Here is a 23,934-nt window from a genome sequence, read left to right as displayed (position 1 = left end):
CGCTGAGATGGATGCTTCAGGTGTAGATGTCTCAGTTGCTTTCTCCTTTGGCTGGAGTGATCCCGGCTTGATCGAAGCGACAAATAGCTACGTTATCGAGGCTATGCAGCGGTATCCCGGGCGGATCTATGGCATGGCTGTGATACAACCTACCTCTGGCTTACGAGCTGTGCGTGAACTAGAGCGATGCGCGGCGGCTGGTGTGCTTGGCTTGGGCGAACTGATGCCGCATGGACAGGGCTATCGCCTCAGTGATATTACCCTGCTGACTCCTCTGCTTGAGGTCGTGCGCCACTATCAGCTACTGGTGCTCTCGCATTGTAGCGAGCCTGTTGGCCATCTCTACCCTGGAAAGGGTGATGTCTCTGTGCAAGATGTGCTTACTTTCCTCACGGCTTTTCCAGATGTGCGCTTTATTGCCGCTCACTGGGGAGGCGGTTTGCCTTTTTATGCCCTTATGCCAGAAATAGAGCGCGCCACAGCCAATGTATGGTATGATACAGCCGCAACCATCTATCTCTACCGTCCCGCGATTTTTAAGGCGGCGGTCAATATGGTTGGCGCTGAGCGTATTCTCTTTGCCAGCGACTATGGACTTCTGGGCCAGCGGCGAGTGATTAAGCATATTCAGGCGAGCGGCCTGAACGAGGCTGAGTTACAACTTATTCTGGGCGAGAATGCGCGACGCTTGCTGCGCCTACAAGCGGCTGAATAAAATATTTTTTCTGAAGGATAACAAGGTAGCAGATATATGCGTGTGGTTTCGTTAGGTAGTAGTAGTAGTGGAAATTCCCTCTATGTCGAGGCCGGGCCAGGAGGGCGTACCAGGCTGCTGGTAGATGCTGGCCTGGGAGTACGTGTGCTTCAAGCTCGTTTACGCTCGCTCGGCGTCGACCTCTCTCAGTTGCGCGGCGTACTGGTAACTCATGAGCATAGCGACCACGTATTGGCTCTTCCTGCGCTACTTCGCCGCTACCAGGTTCCTGTTATCACAAATGAAGAGACCTTCGCGGCTATTGAGCAAGGCCTGGTGGCTGGCGCGTGGCGCTCAGACTCAGGCAAACTGGTGGTATCTCCAACTGAGGCAGAGGGGGATGTGGTTATTCAAGAACAGAGCGAGACAACGCTGGTTCAGGAGCAGTCTGGTGTAGAGATTGTGACCAGGATTCAGGAGTCTACCCTCGTCTATCGCCCGGCGAACAATGTGCCAGCCTTGATCCTGCCCACAGGCAAAACGACTACTGTGGGGGATATCGAGGTGACCTCTTTTCCTATCTTGCACGATGCTGTTGCTCCCTGTGGATATCTCTTGAGCGTTGGCGGTTGTCGTCTCTGTGTCGTGACAGATACGGGTGAGGTGACTCCTGAGATGCTCTCTATGATGGCGCAGGCGGATTTGTTGGTGCTGGAGTCCAATCATGATCGCCAGCGCCTCTTACGCGGCCCCTATCCGCAAAGGCTGAAGCAGCGCATCATCAGTTCAACAGGGCATCTCTCAAATGACCAGGCCGCGAATGCTGTTCTGAAAACGTGGCGTCCAGATAGTATACGCTGGCTCTGGTTAGGCCACTTAAGCAAGACCAACAATACACCCTCACTGGCCCTGACCAGCATGCGCGAACGACTGCAAAGTGCTGGCGCGAATCTCTCACAACTTCATATCACAGTCCTGCCACCCGGAATGGGAGGCATCTGGGATTCCACCCAACTCTGGCATGCTCCTTCGCTCTGGGATCTCTAGCTTACCCGAATATATTTAATTGGTAGATTCACCAAATATGTAGGGTCCATGCTTGCATGGACTGCGAGCGAAGCGACTTTCCTCGTGCAGGAGAGTCCATGCAAGCATGGACCCTACAGGTTACTATTTAGACGCGTGTCGAAGAAGTCTGCATCAGTATCAGGCGCAGGCGCTCAATTTGTGGCTGGGCCTTGAGAGCCTCGAAAAAGCCCAGGGCGCGTTCGAGATGATAGCGGGCGCGACTCAGATAGCTATTACGTTTCTGAGCTTTATCGTTGTTTTCTTCGGCCCGGCGCGCGTATTGAATGCCGAGATAGTAGAGTGTGAGTCCCTGCTCCCAGGGCAGGTCAAGCGCCTCGCAGCGCGTCAATGCCTGCTTGAAGTAATCTTCAGCCAGTTTCCAGTTCTTCCGCTCCGTATGCAGGCGCCCCCAGGCCCTTAGAGCAATTGCCTCACTTTTCCGTGCCCCCGACTCCTGGGCATGCAGGAGCGCGCGCTCACAAAGCTCCTCCTGTTTCTCTGCATCTTCCCCAGTGCTTACGAGTAGTTCCGCTAGTGTGGCCAGTGTTTCGGGTGTTGGTATGGGTTCACTGATGCGCAGTTTCTCTTTATAGTCCGCGGTGGCTAGCGTCCAATCCTCGCGTGCCAGGTGAATGGCATGCAACCGCGTCGCCTGGAGATTGCGTCCGTGTTCCTCTCCACGCTCCATCTGTTGCTCCACCAGGCGCTGGCACTGGCGATAATAGCGGTCGCCCTCTTCTTGCTTCCCCTGGCGATAGGCAATCGTTGCCAGCGTTTCCAGTGCCCAGAACTGCAATTTCTCGTTCTCTAGCTGATACTGGTCGATCAGAGCCAGAATCTCAATGGCGACCTGCCTGGCTTCATCCCAGCGATTCCACTGGCGCCAGGCGCGCATGCGTCCAACCATGCTTTCGAGCAGTAGAATGGGATTCTCCATGGTTTGCGCGTTGCTATAGGCCCGCCCAAACCACATCAAAGCAGCGGAATAGTCGCCTGTTTCCTCATGTGCCAATCCAAGCGATCCATAAAGATCGTAGAGCTCTTCGCGCTCGGTAAGCTGGCTTTCAAGCTTATAACGACGATGTTGCAGCTCATGTGCTTCACGATATTTATTGTATTGTCGGTAGATAAAGCTCAGCGCGTCCAGCGTTAGCGAGAGCGCGATGGGTAGGTTGAGCTTTTCGGCCAGATTTAAGGCTTCGTGCCCACTGGCAAGAGCCTGCTCCGCCAGGGCTACCTTTTGCGAAACGGGTGTTGCCTCCAACTGGCGAATATTCCAGAAGGCCTGGTAGGTCAGGAAGTATACGCGTTCTTTCGCGAGCTGTTGATTGGTGTCAAGCAGGGCCAGTCCTTGATCGATATAGCTGCGAATTTCTTGTAGCGCGGGCGGGTTGCGGAACATGCCGCGCATGCGTGTACCTAGCTCGCCCAGCCGCTCATAGATATCCACCAGCTCAATGGCTTCAATGGCAATTGGCTTCTGAGCCTCGGTTACCAGGCGTAGGGATTTACGGTATTCCTGCCAGGCCTCATCGGCGTTGCCTCGTTGCCAGTGTGCGTCTCCCAGTTTAAAGTGCATTCGTACAAGCTCAAATGGCTCCGTCTCCCCTTCTTGCTGAAGTTCCAGGGCGTCATTGTAGGCCTGCAAGGCGCGTAGCGTGTAGTAGCTATGCAAGGCCTGGTCGCCCGCCAGTGTCAGGTATCTGATCGCGCGTTTGCGCAGCTCAGGGCGATCTATAATATGTGCCTGAGACCTGGCTCCGCTGCCGAACTCCAGCGGGTCATAGGCTATATTAATAGACCAGTTTACCAGGGCCTGTTGATAGTGATAAGCCAGCAGCTCGATGTAGGTATCGCGATCTTCTCGTGTCTTCTCCTCAAGCCATTGGGCCAGCACGGCGTGCTCACGTGAGCGGCGCGTGCGCGGAATATTGTTATACACCACGTCGCGAATGAGAACGTGCTTAAAGGCAAAGGTGCGGTCATCAGGAATAATGTTGCGTGTATGCTTCTCGATTTCAGTGATAAAGTCGCGTTGGATGAGGGCGTCAAGCGCGCTGGTGAGCACTTCTTGTTGAATATCGGGTGCCAGTTCACGCAGTTGCGAGAGCCAGAAGGTGCGTCCGATAATGGACGCATGCTGGAGCACACGCTTCTCAATAAACTTGAGCAGGTCGATGCGGGCCGCGAGCACGCCCTGAATGGTGTCGGGCAGATGCGACATTGGCAGAAGATAGGGCATATTGAGCAATTCATCGGAATGCTCTAAGGGTGAGGCAAACTCACCAAAATCCATCTCGTTATAGCGTCCCAGCCGCCAGTAGTCCTGCCCTGTATTGATATCGCTTTCATATATCAGAGTGCCCTGATCAATCAGCATGCGAATGATTTCTTCTACAAAGAAGGGGTTTCCTTCGGCGCGGGCCAGGATCGACTGGCGCAGGAACTCAGGGAACTCTTCCGTATTGAGGTGGGCATCAATGAGCTCACTACTTTCCTCGGGCGAGAGGGCATCCAGCTCAATTGTCGTAAAGTTACGGCGCCCTCCCCCCCATTCACGCCGCCGCTCAAAGAAATCGGGGCGAGCTGGGCAGAGGAAGAGAATCGGCACGTCAGTGACGCGGTCGGTCAGGTATTCCAGCAGGTCGAGAAGCGCCTCATTCGCCCATTGTAGATCATCGACGACGATTATAAGTGGCTGCTCCTCCGCCAGGGCTTCCAGAAAGATGCGCCAGGCTCGTAGGAGGGGGCCTGTCTGGTTGCTGATCTGCTTGGGACTGAGCTCTTTCCCTTTCTCTTTCTCGGGGCTACCTTGTCGCTCATCCAGGCCACGACCAACGCTACGGATTATGGTGTTAACGATTTCGTCCGCCGACTCGGTGCGATGTGAGCGTTGCAGGGCTTGTTTGATGCGCTCAGAGAGGCGGGCCAGGTATTGTTCATTGCTCTCGCTCTCCTCAATAGGTAGGAGTGAGCGCAGGATCTCGATGAGCGGCCAGTATGTGATGCCTTCGCCATAGGGAGGGCAGCGTCCCTTGAGCACGCGGGGAACCACCAGTTTACCATAGGACGAAGCGCTCTTGACCTTTTCCTGCTCGCGCTTAATAAATTCTCTGACGAGTCGTGATTTACCTATGCCGGGTGAACCCAGGATCGTGATGAGATGCGGCTGACGCTCGGCGAGGACGCGCGCATAATTGGCATGAATTAAGGTTAGCTCAAGGGAACGCCCTACCAGCCTGACCTGGCGGCCCTTGATGCCGCGTGGATGTTGATCTGTGGTTGAAATGCCCTTGCGCTCATTTAGTACGACGCTGGCTGTGATTGGCTCAGCTTTTCCTTTGAGCTGTAAGGGCGCCATAGGGCTAAACTCGAAGACCTCGCGCGTCGTAAGGTAGGTGCGCTCGCCAACGAGAATTGTATCGGGCGCGGCCGCCTGTTGTAGACGCGCGGCTACATTGACTGCGTCACCTGTAATGAGAAAATCCTGCCTCTGGTGCGTGTTACTATTGGGAATGGCGACCTCGCCAGTGTTAATGCCGATACGCATTTGCAGGCGCGTGGCCTGTGGATCGAGCCTGCCGCGTTGCTCATTGAATTGGTTGAGCGCTGCTTGCATGTCTAAAGATGCGCGAATAGCCCGGTCGGGATCATCTTCATGCGCGATAGGCGCGCCGAAAACCGCCATGACTGCGTCGCCAATATATTTCTCAACGATGCCGCCATGTTTGCGGATTTGCTGCGTCATCAAGTTAAAATAGCCTGTCAGAATGGCACGCATATCTTCGGGGTCCAGGCGATCTGCCAGGGGCGTTGAGCCAGTGATATCGGCGAACATGATGGTGACAACACGCCGCTCCTCAGGTGGCAAAAGGAGAGAGGAAGCCGTGGGCGTGGGCGCTGGTAGAGGCGCTGTATTGCTCGGGCTTCGTGTCTCTGCCTGTACGACTGACATTGGCGCGGTAGGACCGCCTACGCTGGCCTTTGTTTGTGCCGTCTGTAACCTGGTGCCGCATTCAATACAGAACTTGGCGATGGGCAGGTTTACCGTCTGGCAGTTGGGGCAAACGAGCAGGCGATTCCCGCACTCAAGACAGAACTTCGCATTTGCTGGATTGATTGTCTGGCAGTTGGGGCAACGCATAAATTTCTTAATAGTCCGCATCTTCTGATCCGAAAACCCTGAGCGCGCTTGTCCCCGAATGGGGGGAGCGCTAGCCACTGCCGTGGCGTTGGGTTTCGGAATAAGATTATTCTGATCCGAAAACCCTGAGCGCGCTTGTCCCCGAATGGGGGGAGCGCTAGTCACGGTAGTGACGTTGGGTTTCGGAATAAGATTATTCTGCTGATCTTGCAACAAGCTGGCGCCCTTCTGGCAAGCAAGGCGCACGTAGTAATATGGGTAGTAAGCAGGGTGTAGAAACACGCGCCAGCACCCATCAGCTTGTATTGTACAACACCAGGCCCCCAGAAGAAAGGCCAGGGATGAGGTGCGGAGGCTTGGAAGGGGTTAAAGCTCTATTTGCGGAATAAAAGGTGAGTACAAAGCGTTTATTCAAACTGCAATGCAACAGACAGAAGTAAGCAAAGTGCCAGGCATAATGGGAAAAAGTATCTTTTATGCTTGACGTTTCAAGATAAGTTCCGTACTATGGGGTCGACGGAAGGGAGTATATGTATGCGGCAAGACTTTTTAGTAGAGTGTCGTAACTATGATAAGACGCTACGTGGCTCGTGGAAGGCACACCAGTTGAGCGCTGAGACGCAAGTGGGGGACGAAGAGGCAGAGGCGGCGCAGGGTTCCTTGCGACTCTGGCTGCCGGCTGGTACACCGATGAATTGGGAGCGAGGGGCACGCCCTCTGCGCTCACATTGTCTGCAATTCTTCTGGCCCGAGCGCTGGTACATGTTAAGCGCATTTTATGACGGCGAGAGCCTGATTCATACATACGCCACCATTATTCAGCCTGCTATCCTGGGATATGAGCGCCTTTCCTATGTTGACCTGGATCTGAGCATGCTGGTCAAGCCCGATCTCTCGTACGAAGTCCTGACCCAGGCCGAGTTCGAGCAGGCCGCGGATGCGCTTGGCTATGACGAGGAGACGCGTATCAGCGCCCTTATGGCCCTGCGTACGTTGAGTAGTACCATTCAGCGTAGCCTGGGCGTTTTCTCCGCCGTGCCTCATCGCCTAAAGTCGGATCTTCTTCAATCCCAGCATTCAAAGCATAGCTACAGCTAACGCCATAAGTAAGTAATTCTGATAGGTGGTGTGGTGTCGTAGCCGCGTACGCAAGTAGCGGCTACGACACCACACCACCTATCAGGTGAGCGCCGCAGGCGCGAGGAGTCATTGTAAAGAATGTCAGCCGAGAATACCCCTAAGCGGATCGACCATGTGGCTATCATTGTCCGTAACATTGAACAGGCATTAACCTTCTATCGTGATACACTTGGTATTGAGCCGCGCGAGATCAAAGAGGTTCCAAGCGAGCAGGTGCGTATCGCCTTTCTGCCCATGGGTGGTCCCGGCAGTAGCGAGATTGAACTAATTGAGCCTGCCGCGACCAATGCCAGCCTACTCAAGTTCCTAGAGAAGCGTGGAGAGGGCCTACATCATATCTGCCTGGAGGTTGAGCATATCGATAAAGCCTTGCAGGAGATGCAGACCCAGGAGGCGCCCGTACTCGATCAGCAGCCACGCCTTGCCGCCGAGGGCCGCGCGATATTTATCCATCCCAAAGGCACCAATGGTGTCCTCCTCGAACTCCTAGAAAAAAATAAGTAGAAGATGAGAGTGTGTTCGTTGATACGGGCAAAGCCCGTATCAACGAACACACTCTCATCTTCTACTTAAAACATTTATAAGGGGATATTGCCGTGTTTCTTGGGTGGGTTGGAGTCGCGCTTATTTTTTAGCATCTCCAGGGCGTTGATCAGCTTCACACGCGTATGGCGTGGTTCGATAATCTCATCGACATAACCGCGACTGGCTGCGATGTAGGGATTATTAAACTTCTCCGTGTACTCGGCGATCAACTCTTTACGTCGCTGCTCCGGATCGTCGGCACGCTCGATCTCGTCCTTGAAGAGGATATTGACCGCGCCCTCTGCCCCCATCACCGCGATCTCAGCGGTCGGCCAGGCGTAGTTGATATCGCCTCGGACGTGTTTGCTACTCATCACATCATACGCGCCGCCGTAGGCCTTGCGCGTAATAACGGTGATCTTAGGCACAGTGGCCTCACAATAGGCGTAGAGCAGTTTGGCGCCATGGCGAATGATGCCTCCATGCTCCTGTCCGACGCCGGGAAGGAAGCCTGGCACGTCAACGAAGGTAAGAATGGGAATATTAAAGCAATCGCAGAAGCGAACGAAGCGGGCGGCCTTGTCTGAGGCATTGATATCAAGGACGCCTGCCAGTGCGCGTGGCTGTTGCGCGACGATGCCTACAGTGCGCCCATTCAGGCGAGCGAAGCCGATAAGAATGTTCTGGGCGAAATGTTCCTGGACCTCAAAGAAATTGCCTTCATCAACGATATGTTTGATTATTGCCTTCATATCATAAGGTTTATTTGAGTTATCAGGAATAATACTGTCCAGGGCTTCCTCGACGCGGGTAGGGCTATCGCTGGTGGTGATGCGCGGAGGATCCTCCATGTTATTGGATGGCAGATAACTGAGGAGCTGACGGAGCTGACGAATGCACTCTGGCTCGCTGGGGCAGGCAAAGTGCGCGACGCCGCTGGTGCTATTGTGGATCTGTGCGCCACCCAACTGCTCGAAGGTCACATCCTCGTGTGTGACCGATTTGACGACGTTAGGGCCGGTGACGAACATATAGCTCGTCTCCTCGACCATAAAGATAAAGTCGGTGATCGCGGGTGAGTAGACAGCACCTCCGGCACAGGGTCCCATGATGGCCGAGAGCTGAGGTACCACGCCCGAGGCCATGGTATTGCGCAGGAAAATGTCTGCATAAGCGCCCAGGCTCACCACGCCCTCTTGAATGCGTGCACCGCCCGAGTCATTAAGTCCGATGACGGGTGCGCCATTCTTCATCGCCATGTCCATGATCTTGCAGATTTTCTCTGCATGTGCCTCTGAGAGTGAACCGCCAAATACGGTGAAATCCTGGGAAAAGACGTAAACAAGACGTCCATCGACATGCCCGTAACCAGTGACAACGCCGTCGCCGGGAATTTTTTGCTCATCCAGACCAAAACCTGAGGCGCGATGGGTCACAAACATATCCAGTTCGTTAAACGTACCGGGATCGAGCAGGAGGTCGATGCGCTCGCGGGCCGTTAACTTGCCCTTCTTATGCTGCACCTCGATGCGTTTAGGGCCACCGCCCAGCTTAGACGCCGCTTTGGCCTCGGCCAGGTCGGCCAGTTTCTCCTGCGTTCCCTTGGTATGTGTTGTTCCCTGTGAGCTACGTTCGCTAGTGGTCATAAAACTCAATCTCCATTGATCTATGGCAAGAACAGTGCGTACGTATGGCAGTATATCACAGCCCTTTTTACCGAGGCTACTCAGCACACACTACGCCCTAACCTCGGATGAGCTACACACCAGTTTGTAGTAAGAAGCTAGTGGCATGGTTTGCGGCGTCAGCCGCAAACCATGCCACTAGCTTCTTACTACAAAAAAGAGCGCCCCCGCAGGGGCGCTCTCGATCGGACGCAAGAGGAACTCACCGCTCAATGGGGGAGCGGACCAGGCTACCCCATTCAGTCCAGGAGCCATCGTAGTTACGGACGTTTGTATAGCCCAGCAACTGTGTGAGAATGAACCAGCTATAGGCTCCACGCTCACCAATGCGGCAATAGGTAACTACTTTGTTTTCGGGTGTAATGCCCTTGTCTGCGTAGAGCTTGCGCAGTTCATCGGCACTCTTGAATGTACCGTCTTCGCGCGCACCGGTGGCCCAGGGAATATTCTTCGCGCCAGGGATGTGACCGCCACGCTGGGCGCCTTCCTGGGGATAGTTCGGCATAGCGATCAGCTCACCGCTGTACTCACCTGGGGAGCGTACATCTACGAGGCGCAGGTCAGAATCCTTCAGTTCGACCAGGACCTGGTCGCGGAAGGCCCGGATCTGATCGTTCTCTTCCTGGGCCTGGTAATGGGTGCGCTCGTAAGTGGGAACCTCTTTAGTATAGGCTTTTTCTGCCTTTTCCCAGGCCGCGCGACCACCATTAAGAATGCGTAGATCCTCATGCCCATAGAGCTTGAAGAGCCAGAAGGCATAGGCAGCGTACCAGTTGTTCTTATCGCCGTAGAGGACCACGGTGGTATCGTTGGAGACGCCCCAGCGGCTCAACAACTGCTCAAAGCCCTCTTTATCCACAAAGTCGCGGCTCAAGGGATTCTGGACATCGACATTCCAGTCAAGTTTGACCGCGCCCGGAATATGACCAATTTCGTAGAGCAGGACATCTTCATCCGCCTCGATCAGGCGAACACGGGGATCCTGCAAATGATCCTCAACCCAATTAACGTCAACGAGTACCTCTGGATGTGCATACTCTGACATCGCGCTGGCTCCTTTGAAAAGTTGATTAAATAGATCAACAAAGTATTTTTCTCTTGAGCTAAGTATAAGTTCTGGCATAGGTAAATGTCAACCTTTAAAACGAGGTATTTTTGCGAATGCCCATCTGGAGTGGGGGAATAGCCGTCGGGAGGCCTCAAAGTGTTTACATATTGCTTCGGCTGATAAAGTGAGCGCCGCTATTTTTCAATCACGGCTTTGAGAGACTGGTGGTTAAAGGCTAACATTGTATTACATTGTTTGCTGATATAATCGTTCTTGGTCATGTTTTTAATCTTTGTTTGTATAGATATTATCTCTTTATTCTTCTTTTACGATTTTGCTGAAAAAAACTTGACAAGCAAGCTTCCTGTCTGGCATATTTATATTTAAGCTAAGCACTTAGTTTTGTTTATGCATCTTACGTTGCTTCTGCCTATAAAATACTTTCTGCGAGAGACTTTAGCCATTCGCCAAAGTACTAATCTATGTAGGGCTCGTACTGCTGGAGCCGCAGGGCACCCCACCTCGCTGACCTTTGGCAATGGGCAGTACAGCCTCTCGGCCTCCTATGACTCGGGTATGCGCGTGACCAACCTGCTCTACAAGAATGTCAGCTCCGGCACGACGCTCTTACAAGAGCAGCCTGGCTACGACGCGGTCAACAATGTCGTCACCGTCTCGGCGACCCTGCCTCAAGGTACAGACAATCAGCAGTTCTGTTACGATAACCTGAACCGCATGACCTGGTCGGGATCGACGGGCACACCACCCTGTGCCACGTTCACGGCTGGCACGCTGACCAGCGCGCAGTATCAGGAGAGCGACTCCTACAACACGGAGGGCCAGCTTACCACGGGTCCCGCAGGTGGCTACACCTATGGCAACAGCAAGCATCCGCATGCCGTCACTGCCACGGGCAATGGCTACACCGCCTCCTATGAGCTATCGGGCAACATGGTCTGTCGCGCGCTGACCAGCGCCATCACCTGTAATAGCACGCAGACCGGTCAGCAACTGGGCTATGATGCCGAAAGGCGCCTGAGCACCTGGCAGGACGAACCCAGGTTCCCCAACTCGACGGCTCAAACCTATCTTTGAAGACGTCTGCCTTCACCTTTTGAGGGATTAAAGATGAAATATTTGTTATTGAGTGCCTTCCTTTGCTTGATGCTGCTCTGCTCATGCGCGCATTTGCAGTCATTGATCTTGCCTTTGTCTTCACCTCCTGTTGCAAAGCATACGCCACTATCGCTAGCTCCAACTTCTATCCCTACCCCAACCGCTACTTCAATGCCGACGGTACTGCCGATGCCATCTGGAGATCTTCCAGGTTGGCATAAAAGTACAAGCCCCGTTTGGAGTGGATATTCATCGTTCACGAGGGGAGTTTTGGGTGTGAGAGCACAGTGGGTGGAGCCGCAGGTGTCAGGCGGACCCAATTCAAATGTGTATATATGGATTGGCGTAGGAGGATGGGCGCAAACGCAAAATGAGCTTGTGCAGATAGGCGCACTTGCCTATACTGATTCGAGTGGACATACGACGCACCGGGTGTGGTATGAAACGGTGCCACAGTTAAGCCAGTTGACAGAGATGTTTATCTCGCCCGGGGATACAATTTTTGCCGTGATGGAGCTTGAACCTGGAAGTAATCAGCGCTGGAACCTCTCGCTAAAGGATGTGACACAGAATACTACTTTTACCACCTCGATTAACTATCCCTCAAGGCAGATGTTTGCAGACTTCGTTGTGGAGGACCCACGTATCGGTTCAACAGCAGATTCAGCGCCCTTGTATCCTTTCCAACGTTTCACGTCAGTGAACTTTACCCGTGCTCAGATTCATTACGCGGATGGCTGGCACTCTATCGGGGCGCTCCCCATGATACAGATTCGTATGCTACAAAAAGGGAAGGTGGTTACCTATCCCAAGGATATCGCTCTGCCAGATTCATTCTCGGTTATCTATGCGTCTTCCTGATGATGTGAGAAAAATGCTGATCAGAACCTACAAGCGAGTTCAATGCAGACATGATTGTTTTTTTGCGCCCTAACCGACGTTGCTAAATGGTAGATTTGCGTAATTTGTAGATGTAGGGTCCATGCTGGCATGGACTGCCGAGGCCCGCAGGCCGATATCCCGCCGTTGCGGAGGTCGCTTCGCTCGCAGTCCATGCTAGCATGGACCCTACAGATTTTGTGAATTCATCATTAAAGTACACGTCTACATATCAAGGCACGGGATGCCTCGTACCTCCATATGTAGACGCGTGCTTTAGCAGCGTCGGCCCCTTTTTGCAATCCTCTTCTTTAGACTATGCTTTTGAGATACTGGCAGTTGTTGTGCACGAGGGCCATGATGCTCAGCATGGGGTTCACCCCCGAGGCGGCGGGGAAGAGGCTGCCATCGGCAACGAAGAGTCCCTTGACGCCATAGACCTCGCCGTGCTCGTTGGTGACCGAGGCCTTGGGATCATTGCCCATGCGGCAGGTGCCCATCTGGTGCGCGGTAAAGGTCATGTTGCGGTTGGCTCCCATACCATGCCGCTCAATGGCGCGATCAAAGGCACGCAAGTCCTGGGCGCTGACCGTGCCATCGCTGCCTCGCTTCACGCCTGTGCGCTGATTATGCAGCGTCACGACCTCCCTGGCGCCCGCGGCGAAGTGAACGCGCGCGGACTGGCGTAACCCGTGCATGAGGTGTTTGCGGTCATAGACCGAGACGACATAGTTAATGATTGGCTCTCCATGGCGATCAAGGGTAACACTGCCCTCGCCTTTGTCCCGCGAAAGCACGATCATGGTCGCGATATGGGCCGCTTGCGCCATCTGTTCGCGATACTCTCGCGCGGAGAACCAGGGCGTCGCCAGTCCCAGCAGACCGGGATGAGTGGGTGGCACCTCCAGCTTATATCCATAGTTGGCATCGAGATGGCTAAACTGATCCGAGTATGCCGATTGCATGACTCCTTGCCAGGGATAGACCTTGTCGGGATAGAGGCCAGCGAGCGTGGTCGTGGGATGTAGGTGGAGATGCTGCCCGATATGCTTATTTGTCAGGCCTGAGCGCAAGAGGATCGCGGGCGTATTGAGGGTCCCCGCCGCTACCACAACCGTTTTGGCGTGCAGGGTAAGCTCATAGGCGTGCCCAGTCTCTTTATTGTGTACTGTAGCCAGGACGCCTCTTACCTGTCCATTCTCCATCAGCACCTTATCGGCCTGGCAGTTGACGATGATGCGCGCACCATGGTCGAAGGCATCCTGCAAGTAGGTCTTCATGGTCGACTGCTTAGCTCCATAGCGGCAGCCATAGCCGCAGGTGCCACAGCGTTGGTCACAGCCGACGGCGTTGCGAGGGATGGCCTCCGCGTGATAGTCCAGGGCCTTGCATCCATCATAGAGTAAGCGGTTCTGGCGGTTATGCGCGCTATTCTCTGTGTTGACCTGGATGCGCTGCTCAACGGCGGCGAAGCTCTTCTGGTACTGTGCATTCGTAAAGCGGTCGCGTAAGCCAGAGATGGCCTCCCATTCTTCGAGCACGTCCATGGGCGTGCGAAACGAGGTCGTCCAGTTGACGACGGTCCCGCCGCCAAGCGTGCTTCCCGCCAGGACAACCACGCCCAGGTCCTTGGAGGTCAGCAGGCCGCGATTCAAGTAGAGCTCGGGTGTGGCCTGGGCCTCTTGCAGGGTAAAATTGGCCTCGTTGTTATAGCCACCCTTCTCCAGCAAGATCACGCTCTTGCCCGCCAGGGCCAGTTCAGCGGCGGCGACTCCCCCGCCCGCGCCAGAGCCGATCACAATGGCGTCGGCATCCAGCGTCGTGTCTTCTGTAATGGCCAGGGGGCGAATGGGCTGTGGCCCGTCGGTTGGTGGTGGCGGCGACGCTGGAGTATAGTCGAGCGCCTCCCAATTGGGATTACGGCCCTCTTCAGTTGGCGCGGAGAAGTAGATAAAGCCCGCCAGGCGCTTGATGGCTTGATACCCCTGGCGCAACTGGCCCAGGGGGCTATTGGCCATGGCCAGGAGGTAGCGCGCCCGCTTCTCGGGTGAGAGACCTAGAAAAGATTTGGCGCTACCAGCCAGGAGGAGACCGCTCACAGAACTCGCCATCAAGGCCAACAACTGGCGAAAATCCGTCTGGACCTCGGGAGCCTGCTGCGCCAGCGTCTCGGCGATCAGGTTAGCGAGATGAAGGTCATGAGCATTACGGCGATAGTAGGCCTGTTCCACCTCCGAGCTGCCAGCTGGAGGTTCAAGCGAGGGAAATAAGGTCTCACAAACAGTTTCTAAAATAGCGAACTCTTCGGGTGCGAGCCAGCCCCCGACGCGGCTCTCAGCATGGGTCGTAGAGGAGATAGTCGTGGTCATAAAGTGCCTCCTTCATTGGAGTAGAAAGATGACCGTTGATGTTGACAATGAGCCAAGTATACCATACTGCGGCTGCGCCTTTCCTGTATGTACCAGGTCTGGTTTGGTGAGACAACGCATCTGCAAGACCCGAGTCCGAGCTACTTCGCGAACGGCCGGACGGCCTGGTCGGCAGTTCCTTCTGGCGCGGGGATCGACACTGTGGGTAATGTAGTTTCGCTTAGCCAGAGCGGCTCGACAACCGTCAAGGTATATGGTCGCCCTACGGGTAGCGATACCTATCAGATAGGCGACGCGCCTAATGGTGCGCTCTTCGTTTCTGGGTTTGAATAGGAGAAAGTAGTGCAGCAATGCCGCACTACTTTCTCTTCGGTGAAGTGATCCTCAGCTTCGTTGCACAATGCGTGGGCTAATAATATCTAACATAAAGTCGTTTTCTTCTGCCTTCCTTCTCCTTTTCTCTTCTCTGCGGCGTGTATCGCCGGGCATCTCGCATTCATGAGGTGATCCTGCGATACCCACAAATTGTGCAACGAGGTTGGAAAAGGGAAGAGCTCTTCCCTTTGCTCAGTTTTACAGCCAAATCGTGTTCCTGGGAGACGATTGGCTCTTGCGTCTCCTGACACTTTTTTGAGAAGATGGAACAAGAACCATTTTATGTGTCTTAGAGGAGCGCACACATGTCAGAATCAGCTCATTTCTTGTCCTTGCCAAAAGATTTGCCAGAACCTATCGATGATGGAGCGTGTCATCACTTGCCCGGGCTCCGGCTTCCTTCCGTGCCTTTGTTCTCCACGACCGGATCTCTTGTCGATCTAGCATCATTGTCGGGGAGAACTGTGGTCTACTGTTATCCGCGTACCGGACGCCCTGACCAGGATCTTCCGGACGGGTGGGATCTTATTCCAGGCGCCAGAGGATGCACCCCACAATCCTGCGCTTTTCGTGATCACTACCAGGAACTGCGGCACAAAGGCGCCGCCTTTGTGTTTGGTCTGAGCACCAAGACGAGCGTCTACCAGCAAGAAGCTGTCAACCGACTCCACCTCCCTTTTGCCCTCTTGAGCGATGCCGCGTTGGCTTTTACGCAGGCTCTCCATTTACCCACGTTTGAGGTTGCAGGGATGACATTGATCAAACGCTTAACCCTGATCATCGAGCATGGGACCATTCTCAAGGTCTTCTATCCGGTCTTTCCTCCTGATCAAAATGCGACCGACGTCCTTGCCTGGCTCACAGAACAGTCTCAGGAAGAGACCAGGGGAGATGTGTAAAGGCAAAATCAAGATGCCAGCAGTTTCGACCGCCTTTTGAGCCTGTATACTCCTGGCTCCATGTCAATGGAACTGGGATTCATCTGAACATTCATACATACTATAAGGAAATCATTCGGATGCTTGCCAATCAATTTGACGCTTTTTTCTTGGACCTGGATGGGGTGATCTACATAGGAGAGCAGGCCCTCCCTTATGCTGTTACATCCCTTCAACGTTTGCGTGACATGGGAAAATCGCTTCGTTTCCTTACCAATAACCCCAGCATACAACGCGAACGACTCGTTGAGCGCCTTCAAAATATGGGGATCACGATTCAAAAAGAAGAAGTGATCACGTCTACCTGGGCAACCTGTCTGTATTTACAACAACAGGGGATTCAAAGTGTCTATCCGATTGGAAACTTTGATATGCTGCTCGAACTCGCTGAAGCGGGAATTGCCGTTGAGGAAGAGAACCCAGAAGCGGTCGTCGTTGGCTACGAGGATCAGATAGACTATACCCATATTCGTCATGCAGTACGACTGATCAGAGACGGCGCACCATTTATTGCGACGAACGCTGATGCCTGGTACCCTTCTCCATCTGGTCCTGCGCCAGCAACAGGAGCCATCGTGGCTGCAATCCAGGTAGCAAGTGAGCAGAGACCAACGATTATTGGGAAGCCTTCTGCCGCCATGTTTGTCCAGGCATGTCGGGATCTTGCTGTGGAACGTGACCGGATCGTCATGATTGGTGATACGCTTGTCAGTGACATTGTTGGTGCCCATCAGGCTGGGATAAGTGCTCTTTTGATCTCCACTCTGACACCAGATATCCCGCTCTTTTCTAGGACACGGGATTTGCGTCAACCCGATGCAGTTCTTCCCAATCTCTCAGCTCTTTTTGATGCACGTTCCCCCATCCAACACTGGCAGCCTGTTCCTTATGTGTGGCCGCAGCAGGTTGCCCCTGCGGTATGTGCTGTCGTGTGTAACGCGCAACAGCAGATCTTGCTGCTTCAATCCAATCATCAGGGATGGGAGTTACCAACTGCACGCGTTGAGCCTGGGGAGGAACTTGAAGAAGCCATTGTGCGCGCAGTTTTTCAGAAAACAGGGGTAAGCATCTCTATAAAGGCCATAAGTGGAGTATATTCAGATCCTCTCACGCAGGTTATATTGCTTCCAAACGGAGAAGCTACTCATTTTATCACAACGACTTTTCTCTGCGAGATGAAGGAAGAAATAGTGCAGGAGGCATGGCAATCCGCTTTCCCGATCGCTTTTGTGGCTCCCCAACATCTTCCTGATCTTCTTTTCCCCATTCATGGGAAATGGATTGCTGATGCACTCTCAGGAAGGACGACGAGGATTTTCGAGCTTCCGTTGTAACGAAAAGGAAAAAACGGTGAAAGAAATCACAGGAAGAAAGATGATTGTCTTTGATTTGGAACACGTACGCTCGATCAAGCGCTGTCCGACTCTCAGGCTGGCATTTCTGTCGGCATGATCGCGTATCTGGCACTGTGGGCAGATGTAGAGGGCGGCGCCGGGAGTATAGCCCTCCTGGGGTTGTCCCTGGTTGTAGCGTACGACCAGGCTATGACAGCACCAGACTGATGTAAAATTGTCAAACATACGTTCTATGTAGTACTCTATTGTACAATGGCTAAAGCCTAAGAACACGCCTCACCACGGTCTAAAGAACCGTGGCTTGCGGCGGGCTAATCGGCGCGCGTCTGATGTCCTTCCTCACCGATCCAAACGAGGAGCAAGATCAAGCGAAATGGGAAACAGAAGTGGCGATTCGGCTGGCGGATCCTCAACCCCGATAGCTGGCTGTCACACGTGTCAACTCGCAAGCGGGCTGACCTCCGTCTTATAGAGAGATATCTATGCCTGTGCTTGTTTCAGTTACAATACAAAACAATTGTTTGAACCAACCCGAATGGAGGAGTATGTGATGAACGAAAGAGCAAGTATCCAGAAGACGGGATTGTCGCAAGAACGTCTGGGTCGCTTGAGCAGCGTCTTGCACGGCTACGTCGAGCGCGGCGGTATCCCAGGGATGGTTGCCCTCATTCACCGACACGGTGAGGAAGCCTACGTCGAGACCATTGGCTGGCAGGACAGAGAGGCACAGATCCCCATCCAGCGCGATACGCTCTTTCGTATCATGTCCATGACCAAACCAGTGACGACTGCCGCTGCCTTAATGCTGGTAGAAGAAGGCAGGCTTTGCCTCTACGACTCGGTGGATGCCTGGCTCCCAGAACTGGCACACCGCATGGTGATGCGCGACCTGGATGGCCCGTTTGTCCGCTCTCCCTACTCGATCATCGCTCCAACCAGAATTCATGGATATCGCTCAGTATGTCTTCTAAGTCGTGAGGTTCTATAAACATACCCTCATCAAGAAGAGAAAACTAGCCTGATTCGATTTCCGCGTCTATAGTCAGGCTCGCAATCTGTTCGCGAGACGCTCTCTTTCAAGCCTTGAGACTAATACCTCTTGTATTGATGACTGGCAAGATGGCATTCGCCTGAGACGATGCGCGTGTTGTTCGAGATGTGCATGCACACTGCCCGACTGAGCATCCTCTTTTCTCATGCTCTTGTGTCTGACAGCAGGCACAATGGGAGTGGTAATCAATGACACGCCCAAGGCGATCAAATTCGATGTGGCAGCAATCGAGCACCATCTGCTTCAGCTTTTCGCGTGCTCGCTGCACTCGTGATTTGGCTCCTGAAAATGACAGGTCTAGACGCGTTGCCAGTTCTTTCTGTGAGAGACCTTGCACATCGGTCAGGAGAAGGGCCTCTTGATACGTAGGGGGCAAGCAGGTAATCATCGCAGCGACCGACGCAGCCAACTGTGCCTGGAGATCTTCCTCTGGAATTTCATCGAGGGGCAGCATCTCCTCAGCATCCTCCAGGGGAATATCCTGCCGCCCTTTGCGATAGTGATCAATAATGAGGTTGCGCGCAATCTGATACATCCAGCTTTCCAGTTTCTCCTGTTCGCGCAACGAGCCGATTTGTGTGTGCATTTTGAGGAATACCTCTTGGAGCAGATCTTCGGCCTGCTCCTGGTTTGCCACGCGTCGGCGAATAAAGCGGTAGAGGGGGTCATGGAGTGTCTGCCAGGCAGACTCAACCGTGTGAAACATCAATTTGTACCTTCTCTTCTGATGGAGATCGTCTGCCTGTATTATGCACAGCACGTCAAGGGCTGAGAAGGGCAATAGAGCTGCTCCTCAGCATTCCTCGATCCATCTGTGCCAAGGCGCAACAAAACCCCGTACTTGAGCATGCTGGAAACAAGTTTCATCCATGCGCTTTGTCTCTTGTCTGATGCCCTAGCCAAATGTGCCGCCTGGAAGCGATATAGATGGAGACGGGCCTGTTCATACTCTTGCTGACGCCAGTGCGCTAGTGCTTCTTCTCGAAACATCCTCAATGCCCTTTCTGTTCTTCGAACCATTTCTACTCAGGTAGACGGAGCATAATGAAAAAGGACGCATCTGGACAAGAAGCCATCCTGGCCTGGCTCCGATCACACCCTCCTTGCTTGCCGACTTCATGATCTGTCCACAGAAATTGCATGTGAGAGAGTTGCGTCTTTTGGCGAGGAACTACGTCTACTCAAATGAACATGCCAGAAGGGCATACACAGTTGAATAGATGACACGAACAACAAGGAGTACACATTCATGACTCAGGTCTCCAATTCGTCAAAGCCCGCAGCCAGAGGCGGTTTTCAGCATGGTCTCCCCACCGTTTCCACCTTACCGGTCCAGCAAAGTGGGTGCTGTGGCATGACCAGCCAGTCCACAAGCACAGGGTGTTGTGGCGAACCCACATCCAGCTCTGCCCTCGCCACCGATACGCAGGTAGCAAGCGGGTGTTGTGGCGAACCCGTGCAAGGAGCTTCTCCTGCTGGACAACAGCGATGCTGCTAATAACAGCACCGGGAAGGAGAGACTGCATGATGACTGAGCAACCAGTTCCGCCTGACCTGCTCGCGACCCTCACCCTTCTCGATTCAGTTCGCATGCGGGAGCACGCACACCAGTTGTGTGCTCCCGCTTTTGCCGGTCGACGGGTGGGAACGCAGGGACACGCAGGGGCAACGAGTTTTCTTGTGGAGCAATGGCAGGCTCTGGAGTGGGAGACGACGACACAGGCCTTTCCGCTTTCGGTCCCTGTCTTGGAACAGGCTGCCCCACTGCTGTTGGAACAGGTGACGGCTGAGGGGGAGATCCTCCGAACTTTTGTCCAGCGTACCGAGTACTGTGAGCATCCACGCTCCGCCTTTCAACCAGACATCGTCGAGGGGAGCGTTGTGAGGTTTTCGGAAGAAGGAGTGCTTGATCGCTATCAGGGCGCATGGGTCGCGCTCGATGCCGTTCCCCAGGGGACCGCATTCACGACGCTCGCCGACGAACTCGCACATCAAGGAGCGATAGGTTTGCTGACCCCTCTCTACACAACCGCTGATGGCTACCTGGTGAAGCGTATCATTGCCGGTACTCCCGTGGCCCTTCCAGTGCTCTCAGTTCGAGCAGACCTGCACGCACACCTGACGGGCACAAGGATACGCGCGCGCGTTCCCGTCTATGCTCACCAGGCCCAAGGGGGCAACGTTCTGGCACACCGTCCTGGAACCGATGAGCATCTGACCAGTTCTCCCCTGATCCTGGGGGCACATTATGATGGTGTTGGTGATGATGTGGAAGGACCACGCCTTCCAGGAGCGACAGATAACGCGGCTGCTGTCGCGGTCCTCCTTGAACTGGCGCGGGTCATCGCCCTGGCTCGCCTCCAGTTCAGGCGCCCACTCCTCTTTGTTGCCTTCGATGCGGAAGAAGTCGGAGTACAAGGGTCCTCTGTCCTGGTTACTCAGCTCAAAGCTCAGGGAAGCACACCGCTCATGCTCAACCTGGATGGGGCTGCCTGCCTCAATGATGCGGTCTGGATTGAGCCAGGCTCGCAGACCGAGCCTTTGCTCCAGGCGCTTGATCAAGCAGGACGTTGGCTCGATATCCCGCTCATCGTCGGCAACATTGCCTCGGATCAGCGACCATTTGTGCAGGCAGGCTTCCCTGCGGTGGGAGTGAGTGTTGGGGTGGCACAGTTGCATACCCCTGGTGATGCGATTGAGCGCGTGCAACCAGAGGCACTCCGCATCGCAGCGACCCTTCTTCTCACCACCCTCTGGCAACTGGCGGCGTAAACGCTGAAAAGCGTGACCGTGTTGGCAGGCAGGCCTCTCACACGGTCACGCTTTTCCTTTTCTTACAAAGAGTGTGGTGTCCATTATCTGGCTGGAGGCGTGAGTGTGATGCCGATGCCCGCTAGGAGAAATCCCCCAGCACATAACCAGAATGAGAGATCGTAGCGACCAAGCAGGTCATAGAGCCAGCCTGCGAGCAGGGGACCTGCCGCATTGCACAGGGCAATGGGCAAGCCTTGCAGGGCTGTTATGGTTCCATACGCTTTCTTGCCAAAATAGCCCGCAACAACGGAGGCTTTCAGCGGGGAGATCGCCCCAAAGGCCGCTCCATAGAGCAGCACATACACCAGTAACCAGGGAACCGATGGGGCCAGGATGAGGACCACGACACCCAGGGCTTGCACAACATGACAAAGACCGAGCAAACACCGTGGGGAGACGCGTTCGCTCAAGAGATTGAGCCCGACCCGCCCTGGTAAACTTGCCAGCCCTAATCCTCCCGCAAGGGTCGCGGCGAGCACCGGATCATATCCGCGATGGATCAGGTGCGCAATCTGGTGCGTAAAGAGGACAGTATTGCCAAGCATGGCAATGGCAAACGAGATCGTCAACATCCAAAAAGGACGTTGGCGCAAGGCCTCTCGGGCAGTAACCCCGTCTTCTCGTAGGAAGGCGTGTTCTTGCTGCTTCTGTGCTCCTTGTGTGTCCTCTCTCCTTGGCGCTCGTCGCAGCAACAAGCCATGGAGTGGCACGGCAATGACAAGATGAAGTCCCCCAAAGAGAAGAAGCATATGGCGCCAACCCATGCTAGGTAGCAGGACCCCCGCCAGGGGAAAGAAGATAGGTGATGCCAGCCCTCCCAGAAAGGTCAGGACCGCAAAGGCTTTGCCTCGCCCCTGTTCAAACCAGGTTGTGATGACGGTAAAGGTGACCGGGTAAAGGAAAAGCGCCATCGCAATGCCCATGCCTGCTGCCCACAGGAGCGCAAATTGCCAGGCAGCATAGGCAGAGGCAAGCCCAAAGAAGGTCAGTCCACCCAGCAGCGATCCCAGTGTCATGAGCAGGCGAGCCCCATAACGATCCACCAGGTACCCAACAGGCACACCCAACAACCCGGCGAGAAGCAGGCTGACCGCATAGACTCTGGAGATGCTGGCCCGATTCCAATGGAAGGTGTCACTCACGGGAACGACAAGCGTGCCAAAGAGGTATTGGGTCGTCCCATAGGAAAGAATCGTGGTCAGGCCAAGGGCTCCAACCAAAATCCAGCCATAGGAAGAGCGCCTGGAAGCGAGAGGCTCCTTCCCCATTATGGGAGCGTCTGTGAGATGTTGCTGGGAAGAGAGAAGTCTCTCCCCAGCATTGTTGTTAGCCACAGCATTTCCCTGGCGTTACTACCTGGAGACCCTTCCCAGCGAATTGCCTGACCCCGAGATTCAGGGGAATCTCTTCAGGCTGTGCCGAACAGCAGGACCTACCATTATCTACCGAACAGACGCCCGTCTCTGGCAGTTCCAGTTCAACCCGACGCGCGCTCTCCCAGTCGCCAGTGAGGGCAGCCACAATGGAGCGGACCTGTTCGTAGCCCGTGAGCATCAAGAAGGTTGGAGCACGACCATAGCTCTTCATTCCCACGATATAGAAGTTGGATTCTGGGTGAGAGAGTTCATCCATGCCATGAGGAGGGACAGTCCCGCAGCTATGCACATTTGGGTCGATCAACGGCGCCAGGGCAACTGGGCTTTCCACCGCAGGATCGAGTGCGAGGCGTAATTCACTCGTGAGCGCCCGGTCGGGACGGAAGCCGGTCGTCGCAATAATCTCATCAACCGCTGGCAATGTCTCTTCATAGCCAACCAGGGAGATACCTTCCTCTGTCTGCACGAGTTTGCGAATCTGAACGTTTGTCACCAGTCGTACGTGTCCACGTTCGACCAGGGTGCGAATGCGTGTCCCGAGTTGACCGCGTTCGGCAAGCGCGTCATTCTCACCGCCACCATACATCTGGCTAGTATCACTGTGACGAATCGCCCAGAAGATCTGCGTGGTCGGCACCTCGCGGGCCAACACTTCCAGGTCGAGCAGGGCGTTGAAGGCAGAGTGCCCACTGCCAACGACTAGCACGCGACGACCCGCATACCGCGCTCGATTCTTGCCCAGCACATCAGGAATGCCGTAGAAGATGGACTGTTGTAACGCCCATTCACCCACCGCTGGGATGCCCGATGCTCCCAGGACATTCGAGGTTAAATAGGTCCCTGAAGCATCGATCACTGCTTTGGCCAGCACATCGTCCTCCTCACCGCTGGCACGTTCAACGCGAAGCACAAAGGGGGCCTCCTCGCGACCTGGGGTTTTCATTTTGTCATATCCCAGGCGCGTCACCGCCAGGACCCGGCTCTTGAGATGCAGATGGGGTGTGAGTGCTGACACCTGGGAGAGAGGTTCGAGGTACTGATCAACCAGTTCGCGCCCCGTGGGATAGCCCTCAGCGTCAGGAGCTTGCCATCCCGTTTCCTCTAACAGGGAGACGGCCTCTTTATCGAGCATATAGCGCCAGGGTGAGAAGAGGCGAACATGTCCCCAGCGCAGAACTGAGGCCCCTACCGTATCGCCTGCTTCAAATAGAAGAGGGGTTTCCCCCTTGCGCAGAAGATGGGCAGCGGCTGCCAGTCCAACTGGGCCAGCACCAATAATGGCAACTGGAAGCGAAGAGCCGTTTGCAGCAGTCCATGCATAATTCATCGTGTTATCTCCTTCTTAAAAGCATCGCTA

Annotated in this window: 20 protein-coding genes and 1 pseudogene (1 of these 21 only partly in view); 13 read left to right on the top strand and 8 right to left on the bottom strand. The window is 54.4% G+C overall.

Annotated features, from left to right (window positions below; genetic code table 11):
* Both JMJ16_RS35615 and JMJ16_RS35610 read left to right on the top strand, forming a co-directional pair.
* A protein-coding gene (locus tag JMJ16_RS35615) for an amidohydrolase family protein (protein WP_201389400.1) crosses the window boundary here: on the top strand, positions 1-715 show its 3' portion. Its footprint begins 137 nt before the window's first position; only the last 715 of its 852 coding nucleotides appear in the window; the start codon falls outside the window, past its left edge; the stop codon is at positions 713-715.
* Positions 716-751: 36 nt separating this feature from the next.
* Positions 752-1,741, top strand: a complete 990-nt coding sequence (locus JMJ16_RS35610; RefSeq protein WP_201389398.1) for an MBL fold metallo-hydrolase — start codon at positions 752-754, stop codon at positions 1,739-1,741.
* 127 nt (positions 1,742-1,868) lie between these two features.
* Here JMJ16_RS35610 and JMJ16_RS35605 read toward each other — a convergent pair whose 3' ends face one another.
* Entirely contained in the window at positions 1,869-6,122 is a 4,254-nt protein-coding gene (locus JMJ16_RS35605; protein ID WP_201389396.1) for an adenylate/guanylate cyclase domain-containing protein, read from the bottom strand.
* A gap of 318 nt (positions 6,123-6,440) precedes the next feature.
* Here JMJ16_RS35605 and JMJ16_RS35600 point away from each other — a divergent pair, with 318 nt between their 5' ends.
* Together JMJ16_RS35600 and mce are read left to right on the top strand one after the other, a co-directional pair.
* The gene (locus JMJ16_RS35600) at positions 6,441-7,004 is read left to right on the top strand and encodes a DUF402 domain-containing protein (protein ID WP_201389394.1); all 564 of its coding nucleotides are present in this window, start codon (positions 6,441-6,443) and stop codon (positions 7,002-7,004) included.
* Between the two features lie 120 nt (positions 7,005-7,124).
* Positions 7,125-7,550, top strand: a complete 426-nt coding sequence (gene mce / locus JMJ16_RS35595) for a methylmalonyl-CoA epimerase (protein WP_201389392.1) — start codon at positions 7,125-7,127, stop codon at positions 7,548-7,550.
* Between the two features lie 74 nt (positions 7,551-7,624).
* On the opposite strand, the gene JMJ16_RS35590 is transcribed toward mce, so the two are convergent.
* Positions 7,625-9,217 (bottom strand): acyl-CoA carboxylase subunit beta, encoded by a 1,593-nt coding sequence (locus tag JMJ16_RS35590; protein WP_236601870.1) that lies wholly within the window; start codon positions 9,215-9,217, stop codon positions 7,625-7,627.
* 241 nt (positions 9,218-9,458) lie between these two features.
* On the bottom strand, positions 9,459-10,301 hold the full coding sequence (locus JMJ16_RS35585) for a sulfurtransferase (RefSeq protein ID WP_201389390.1): 843 nt from the start codon (positions 10,299-10,301) through the stop codon (positions 9,459-9,461).
* Positions 10,302-10,712: 411 nt separating this feature from the next.
* Between JMJ16_RS35585 and JMJ16_RS35580 the strand changes: the two genes are divergently transcribed.
* The 3 genes from JMJ16_RS35580 (at position 10,713) to JMJ16_RS35570 (ending at position 12,281) form a co-directional block, all read left to right on the top strand.
* Positions 10,713-11,399 carry a hypothetical protein gene (locus JMJ16_RS35580; RefSeq protein WP_201389389.1) on the top strand — a complete coding sequence of 229 codons (687 nt, stop codon included), beginning with the start codon at positions 10,713-10,715 and terminating at the stop codon, positions 11,397-11,399.
* 83 nt (positions 11,400-11,482) lie between these two features.
* Positions 11,483-11,641, top strand: coding sequence for a hypothetical protein (locus JMJ16_RS35575; RefSeq protein WP_201389388.1), 159 nt, complete (start codon positions 11,483-11,485; stop codon positions 11,639-11,641).
* Complete coding sequence (locus tag JMJ16_RS35570; protein ID WP_307813325.1) at positions 11,592-12,281, top strand: G1 family glutamic endopeptidase; 690 nt, start codon at positions 11,592-11,594, stop codon at positions 12,279-12,281. Before JMJ16_RS35575 ends, JMJ16_RS35570 begins: the two co-directional genes overlap by 50 nt.
* A gap of 329 nt (positions 12,282-12,610) precedes the next feature.
* On the opposite strand, the gene JMJ16_RS35565 is transcribed toward JMJ16_RS35570, so the two are convergent.
* Positions 12,611-14,668, bottom strand: coding sequence for a GMC family oxidoreductase N-terminal domain-containing protein (locus JMJ16_RS35565; RefSeq protein WP_201389386.1), 2,058 nt, complete (start codon positions 14,666-14,668; stop codon positions 12,611-12,613).
* Between the two features lie 87 nt (positions 14,669-14,755).
* Here JMJ16_RS35565 and JMJ16_RS35560 point away from each other — a divergent pair, with 87 nt between their 5' ends.
* The 3 genes from JMJ16_RS35560 to JMJ16_RS35550 all read left to right on the top strand — a co-directional run bounded on the left by JMJ16_RS35560 (position 14,756) and on the right by JMJ16_RS35550 (position 17,315).
* Complete coding sequence (locus tag JMJ16_RS35560; RefSeq protein ID WP_201389385.1) at positions 14,756-15,001, top strand: hypothetical protein; 246 nt, start codon at positions 14,756-14,758, stop codon at positions 14,999-15,001.
* Positions 15,002-15,348: 347 nt separating this feature from the next.
* Complete coding sequence (locus JMJ16_RS35555; protein WP_201389384.1) at positions 15,349-15,942, top strand: peroxiredoxin; 594 nt, start codon at positions 15,349-15,351, stop codon at positions 15,940-15,942.
* A 119-nt stretch (positions 15,943-16,061) separates the two neighbouring features.
* On the top strand, positions 16,062-17,315 hold the full coding sequence (locus JMJ16_RS35550) for an HAD-IIA family hydrolase (protein WP_201389383.1): 1,254 nt from the start codon (positions 16,062-16,064) through the stop codon (positions 17,313-17,315).
* Positions 17,316-17,378: 63 nt separating this feature from the next.
* Here the strand turns inward: JMJ16_RS35550 and JMJ16_RS57490 are convergent.
* Positions 17,379-17,531, bottom strand: a pseudogene (locus tag JMJ16_RS57490) (RNA-guided endonuclease TnpB family protein); the annotation flags it as partial.
* A gap of 355 nt (positions 17,532-17,886) precedes the next feature.
* Between JMJ16_RS57490 and JMJ16_RS35545 the strand changes: the two are divergent.
* Positions 17,887-18,324 carry a serine hydrolase gene (locus tag JMJ16_RS35545; protein WP_201389382.1) on the top strand — a complete coding sequence of 146 codons (438 nt, stop codon included), beginning with the start codon at positions 17,887-17,889 and terminating at the stop codon, positions 18,322-18,324.
* A gap of 88 nt (positions 18,325-18,412) precedes the next feature.
* Here the strand turns inward: JMJ16_RS35545 and sigZ are convergent, their stop codons facing one another.
* Positions 18,413-19,093 carry an RNA polymerase sigma factor SigZ gene (gene sigZ, locus JMJ16_RS35540; RefSeq protein WP_201389381.1) on the bottom strand — a complete coding sequence of 227 codons (681 nt, stop codon included), beginning with the start codon at positions 19,091-19,093 and terminating at the stop codon, positions 18,413-18,415.
* A gap of 543 nt (positions 19,094-19,636) precedes the next feature.
* Between sigZ and JMJ16_RS35535 the strand changes: the two genes are divergently transcribed.
* Together JMJ16_RS35535 and JMJ16_RS35530 are read left to right on the top strand one after the other, a co-directional pair.
* Positions 19,637-19,885, top strand: coding sequence for a hypothetical protein (locus tag JMJ16_RS35535; RefSeq protein WP_201389379.1), 249 nt, complete (start codon positions 19,637-19,639; stop codon positions 19,883-19,885).
* A gap of 26 nt (positions 19,886-19,911) precedes the next feature.
* A complete protein-coding gene (locus JMJ16_RS35530; RefSeq protein ID WP_201389377.1) occupies positions 19,912-21,159 on the top strand; it encodes a M28 family metallopeptidase in 1,248 nt (415 codons plus the stop codon).
* An 83-nt stretch (positions 21,160-21,242) separates the two neighbouring features.
* Here the strand turns inward: JMJ16_RS35530 and JMJ16_RS35525 are convergent, their stop codons facing one another.
* Both JMJ16_RS35525 and JMJ16_RS35520 read right to left on the bottom strand, forming a co-directional pair.
* Positions 21,243-22,535, bottom strand: a complete 1,293-nt coding sequence (locus JMJ16_RS35525; RefSeq protein ID WP_201389375.1) for an MFS transporter — start codon at positions 22,533-22,535, stop codon at positions 21,243-21,245.
* Positions 22,528-23,904 carry an NAD(P)-binding domain-containing protein gene (locus JMJ16_RS35520; RefSeq protein WP_201389374.1) on the bottom strand — a complete coding sequence of 459 codons (1,377 nt, stop codon included), beginning with the start codon at positions 23,902-23,904 and terminating at the stop codon, positions 22,528-22,530. Before JMJ16_RS35520 ends, JMJ16_RS35525 begins: the two co-directional genes overlap by 8 nt.
* Between the last annotated feature and the right edge of the window lie 30 nt (positions 23,905-23,934).

It is taken from the genome of Ktedonobacter sp. SOSP1-52 (assembly GCF_016587395.1).
The sequence above is the reverse complement of the archived record's forward strand: the minus strand, read 5'-3'. Positions and strand labels throughout refer to the sequence as shown.

Bases quoted from the DNA above. Each gene is read 5' to 3' on its own strand.
- JMJ16_RS35585 (WP_201389390.1), bottom strand. From the start codon at position 10,301: ATGTCAGAGTATGCACATCCAGAGGTACTCGTTGACGTTAATTGGGTT.
- JMJ16_RS35530 (WP_201389377.1), top strand. From the start codon at position 19,912: ATGATGACTGAGCAACCAGTTCCGCCTGACCTGCTCGCGACCCTCACC.
- JMJ16_RS35550 (WP_201389383.1), top strand. From the start codon at position 16,062: ATGCTTGCCAATCAATTTGACGCTTTTTTCTTGGACCTGGATGGGGTG.
- JMJ16_RS35590 (WP_236601870.1), bottom strand. From the start codon at position 9,217: ATGACCACTAGCGAACGTAGCTCACAGGGAACAACACATACCAAGGGA.
- JMJ16_RS35570 (WP_307813325.1), top strand. From the start codon at position 11,592: ATGCCGACGGTACTGCCGATGCCATCTGGAGATCTTCCAGGTTGGCAT.
- JMJ16_RS35610 (WP_201389398.1), top strand. From the start codon at position 752: ATGCGTGTGGTTTCGTTAGGTAGTAGTAGTAGTGGAAATTCCCTCTAT.
- JMJ16_RS35545 (WP_201389382.1), top strand. From the start codon at position 17,887: ATGAACGAAAGAGCAAGTATCCAGAAGACGGGATTGTCGCAAGAACGT.
- JMJ16_RS35575 (WP_201389388.1), top strand. From the start codon at position 11,483: ATGCGCGCATTTGCAGTCATTGATCTTGCCTTTGTCTTCACCTCCTGT.
- mce (WP_201389392.1), top strand. From the start codon at position 7,125: ATGTCAGCCGAGAATACCCCTAAGCGGATCGACCATGTGGCTATCATT.
- JMJ16_RS35535 (WP_201389379.1), top strand. From the start codon at position 19,637: ATGACTCAGGTCTCCAATTCGTCAAAGCCCGCAGCCAGAGGCGGTTTT.
- JMJ16_RS35560 (WP_201389385.1), top strand. From the start codon at position 14,756: ATGTACCAGGTCTGGTTTGGTGAGACAACGCATCTGCAAGACCCGAGT.
- JMJ16_RS35600 (WP_201389394.1), top strand. From the start codon at position 6,441: ATGCGGCAAGACTTTTTAGTAGAGTGTCGTAACTATGATAAGACGCTA.
- JMJ16_RS35555 (WP_201389384.1), top strand. From the start codon at position 15,349: ATGTCAGAATCAGCTCATTTCTTGTCCTTGCCAAAAGATTTGCCAGAA.
- sigZ (WP_201389381.1), bottom strand. From the start codon at position 19,093: ATGTTTCACACGGTTGAGTCTGCCTGGCAGACACTCCATGACCCCCTC.
- JMJ16_RS35565 (WP_201389386.1), bottom strand. From the start codon at position 14,668: ATGACCACGACTATCTCCTCTACGACCCATGCTGAGAGCCGCGTCGGG.
- JMJ16_RS35520 (WP_201389374.1), bottom strand. From the start codon at position 23,904: ATGAATTATGCATGGACTGCTGCAAACGGCTCTTCGCTTCCAGTTGCC.
- JMJ16_RS35580 (WP_201389389.1), top strand. From the start codon at position 10,713: ATGCATCTTACGTTGCTTCTGCCTATAAAATACTTTCTGCGAGAGACT.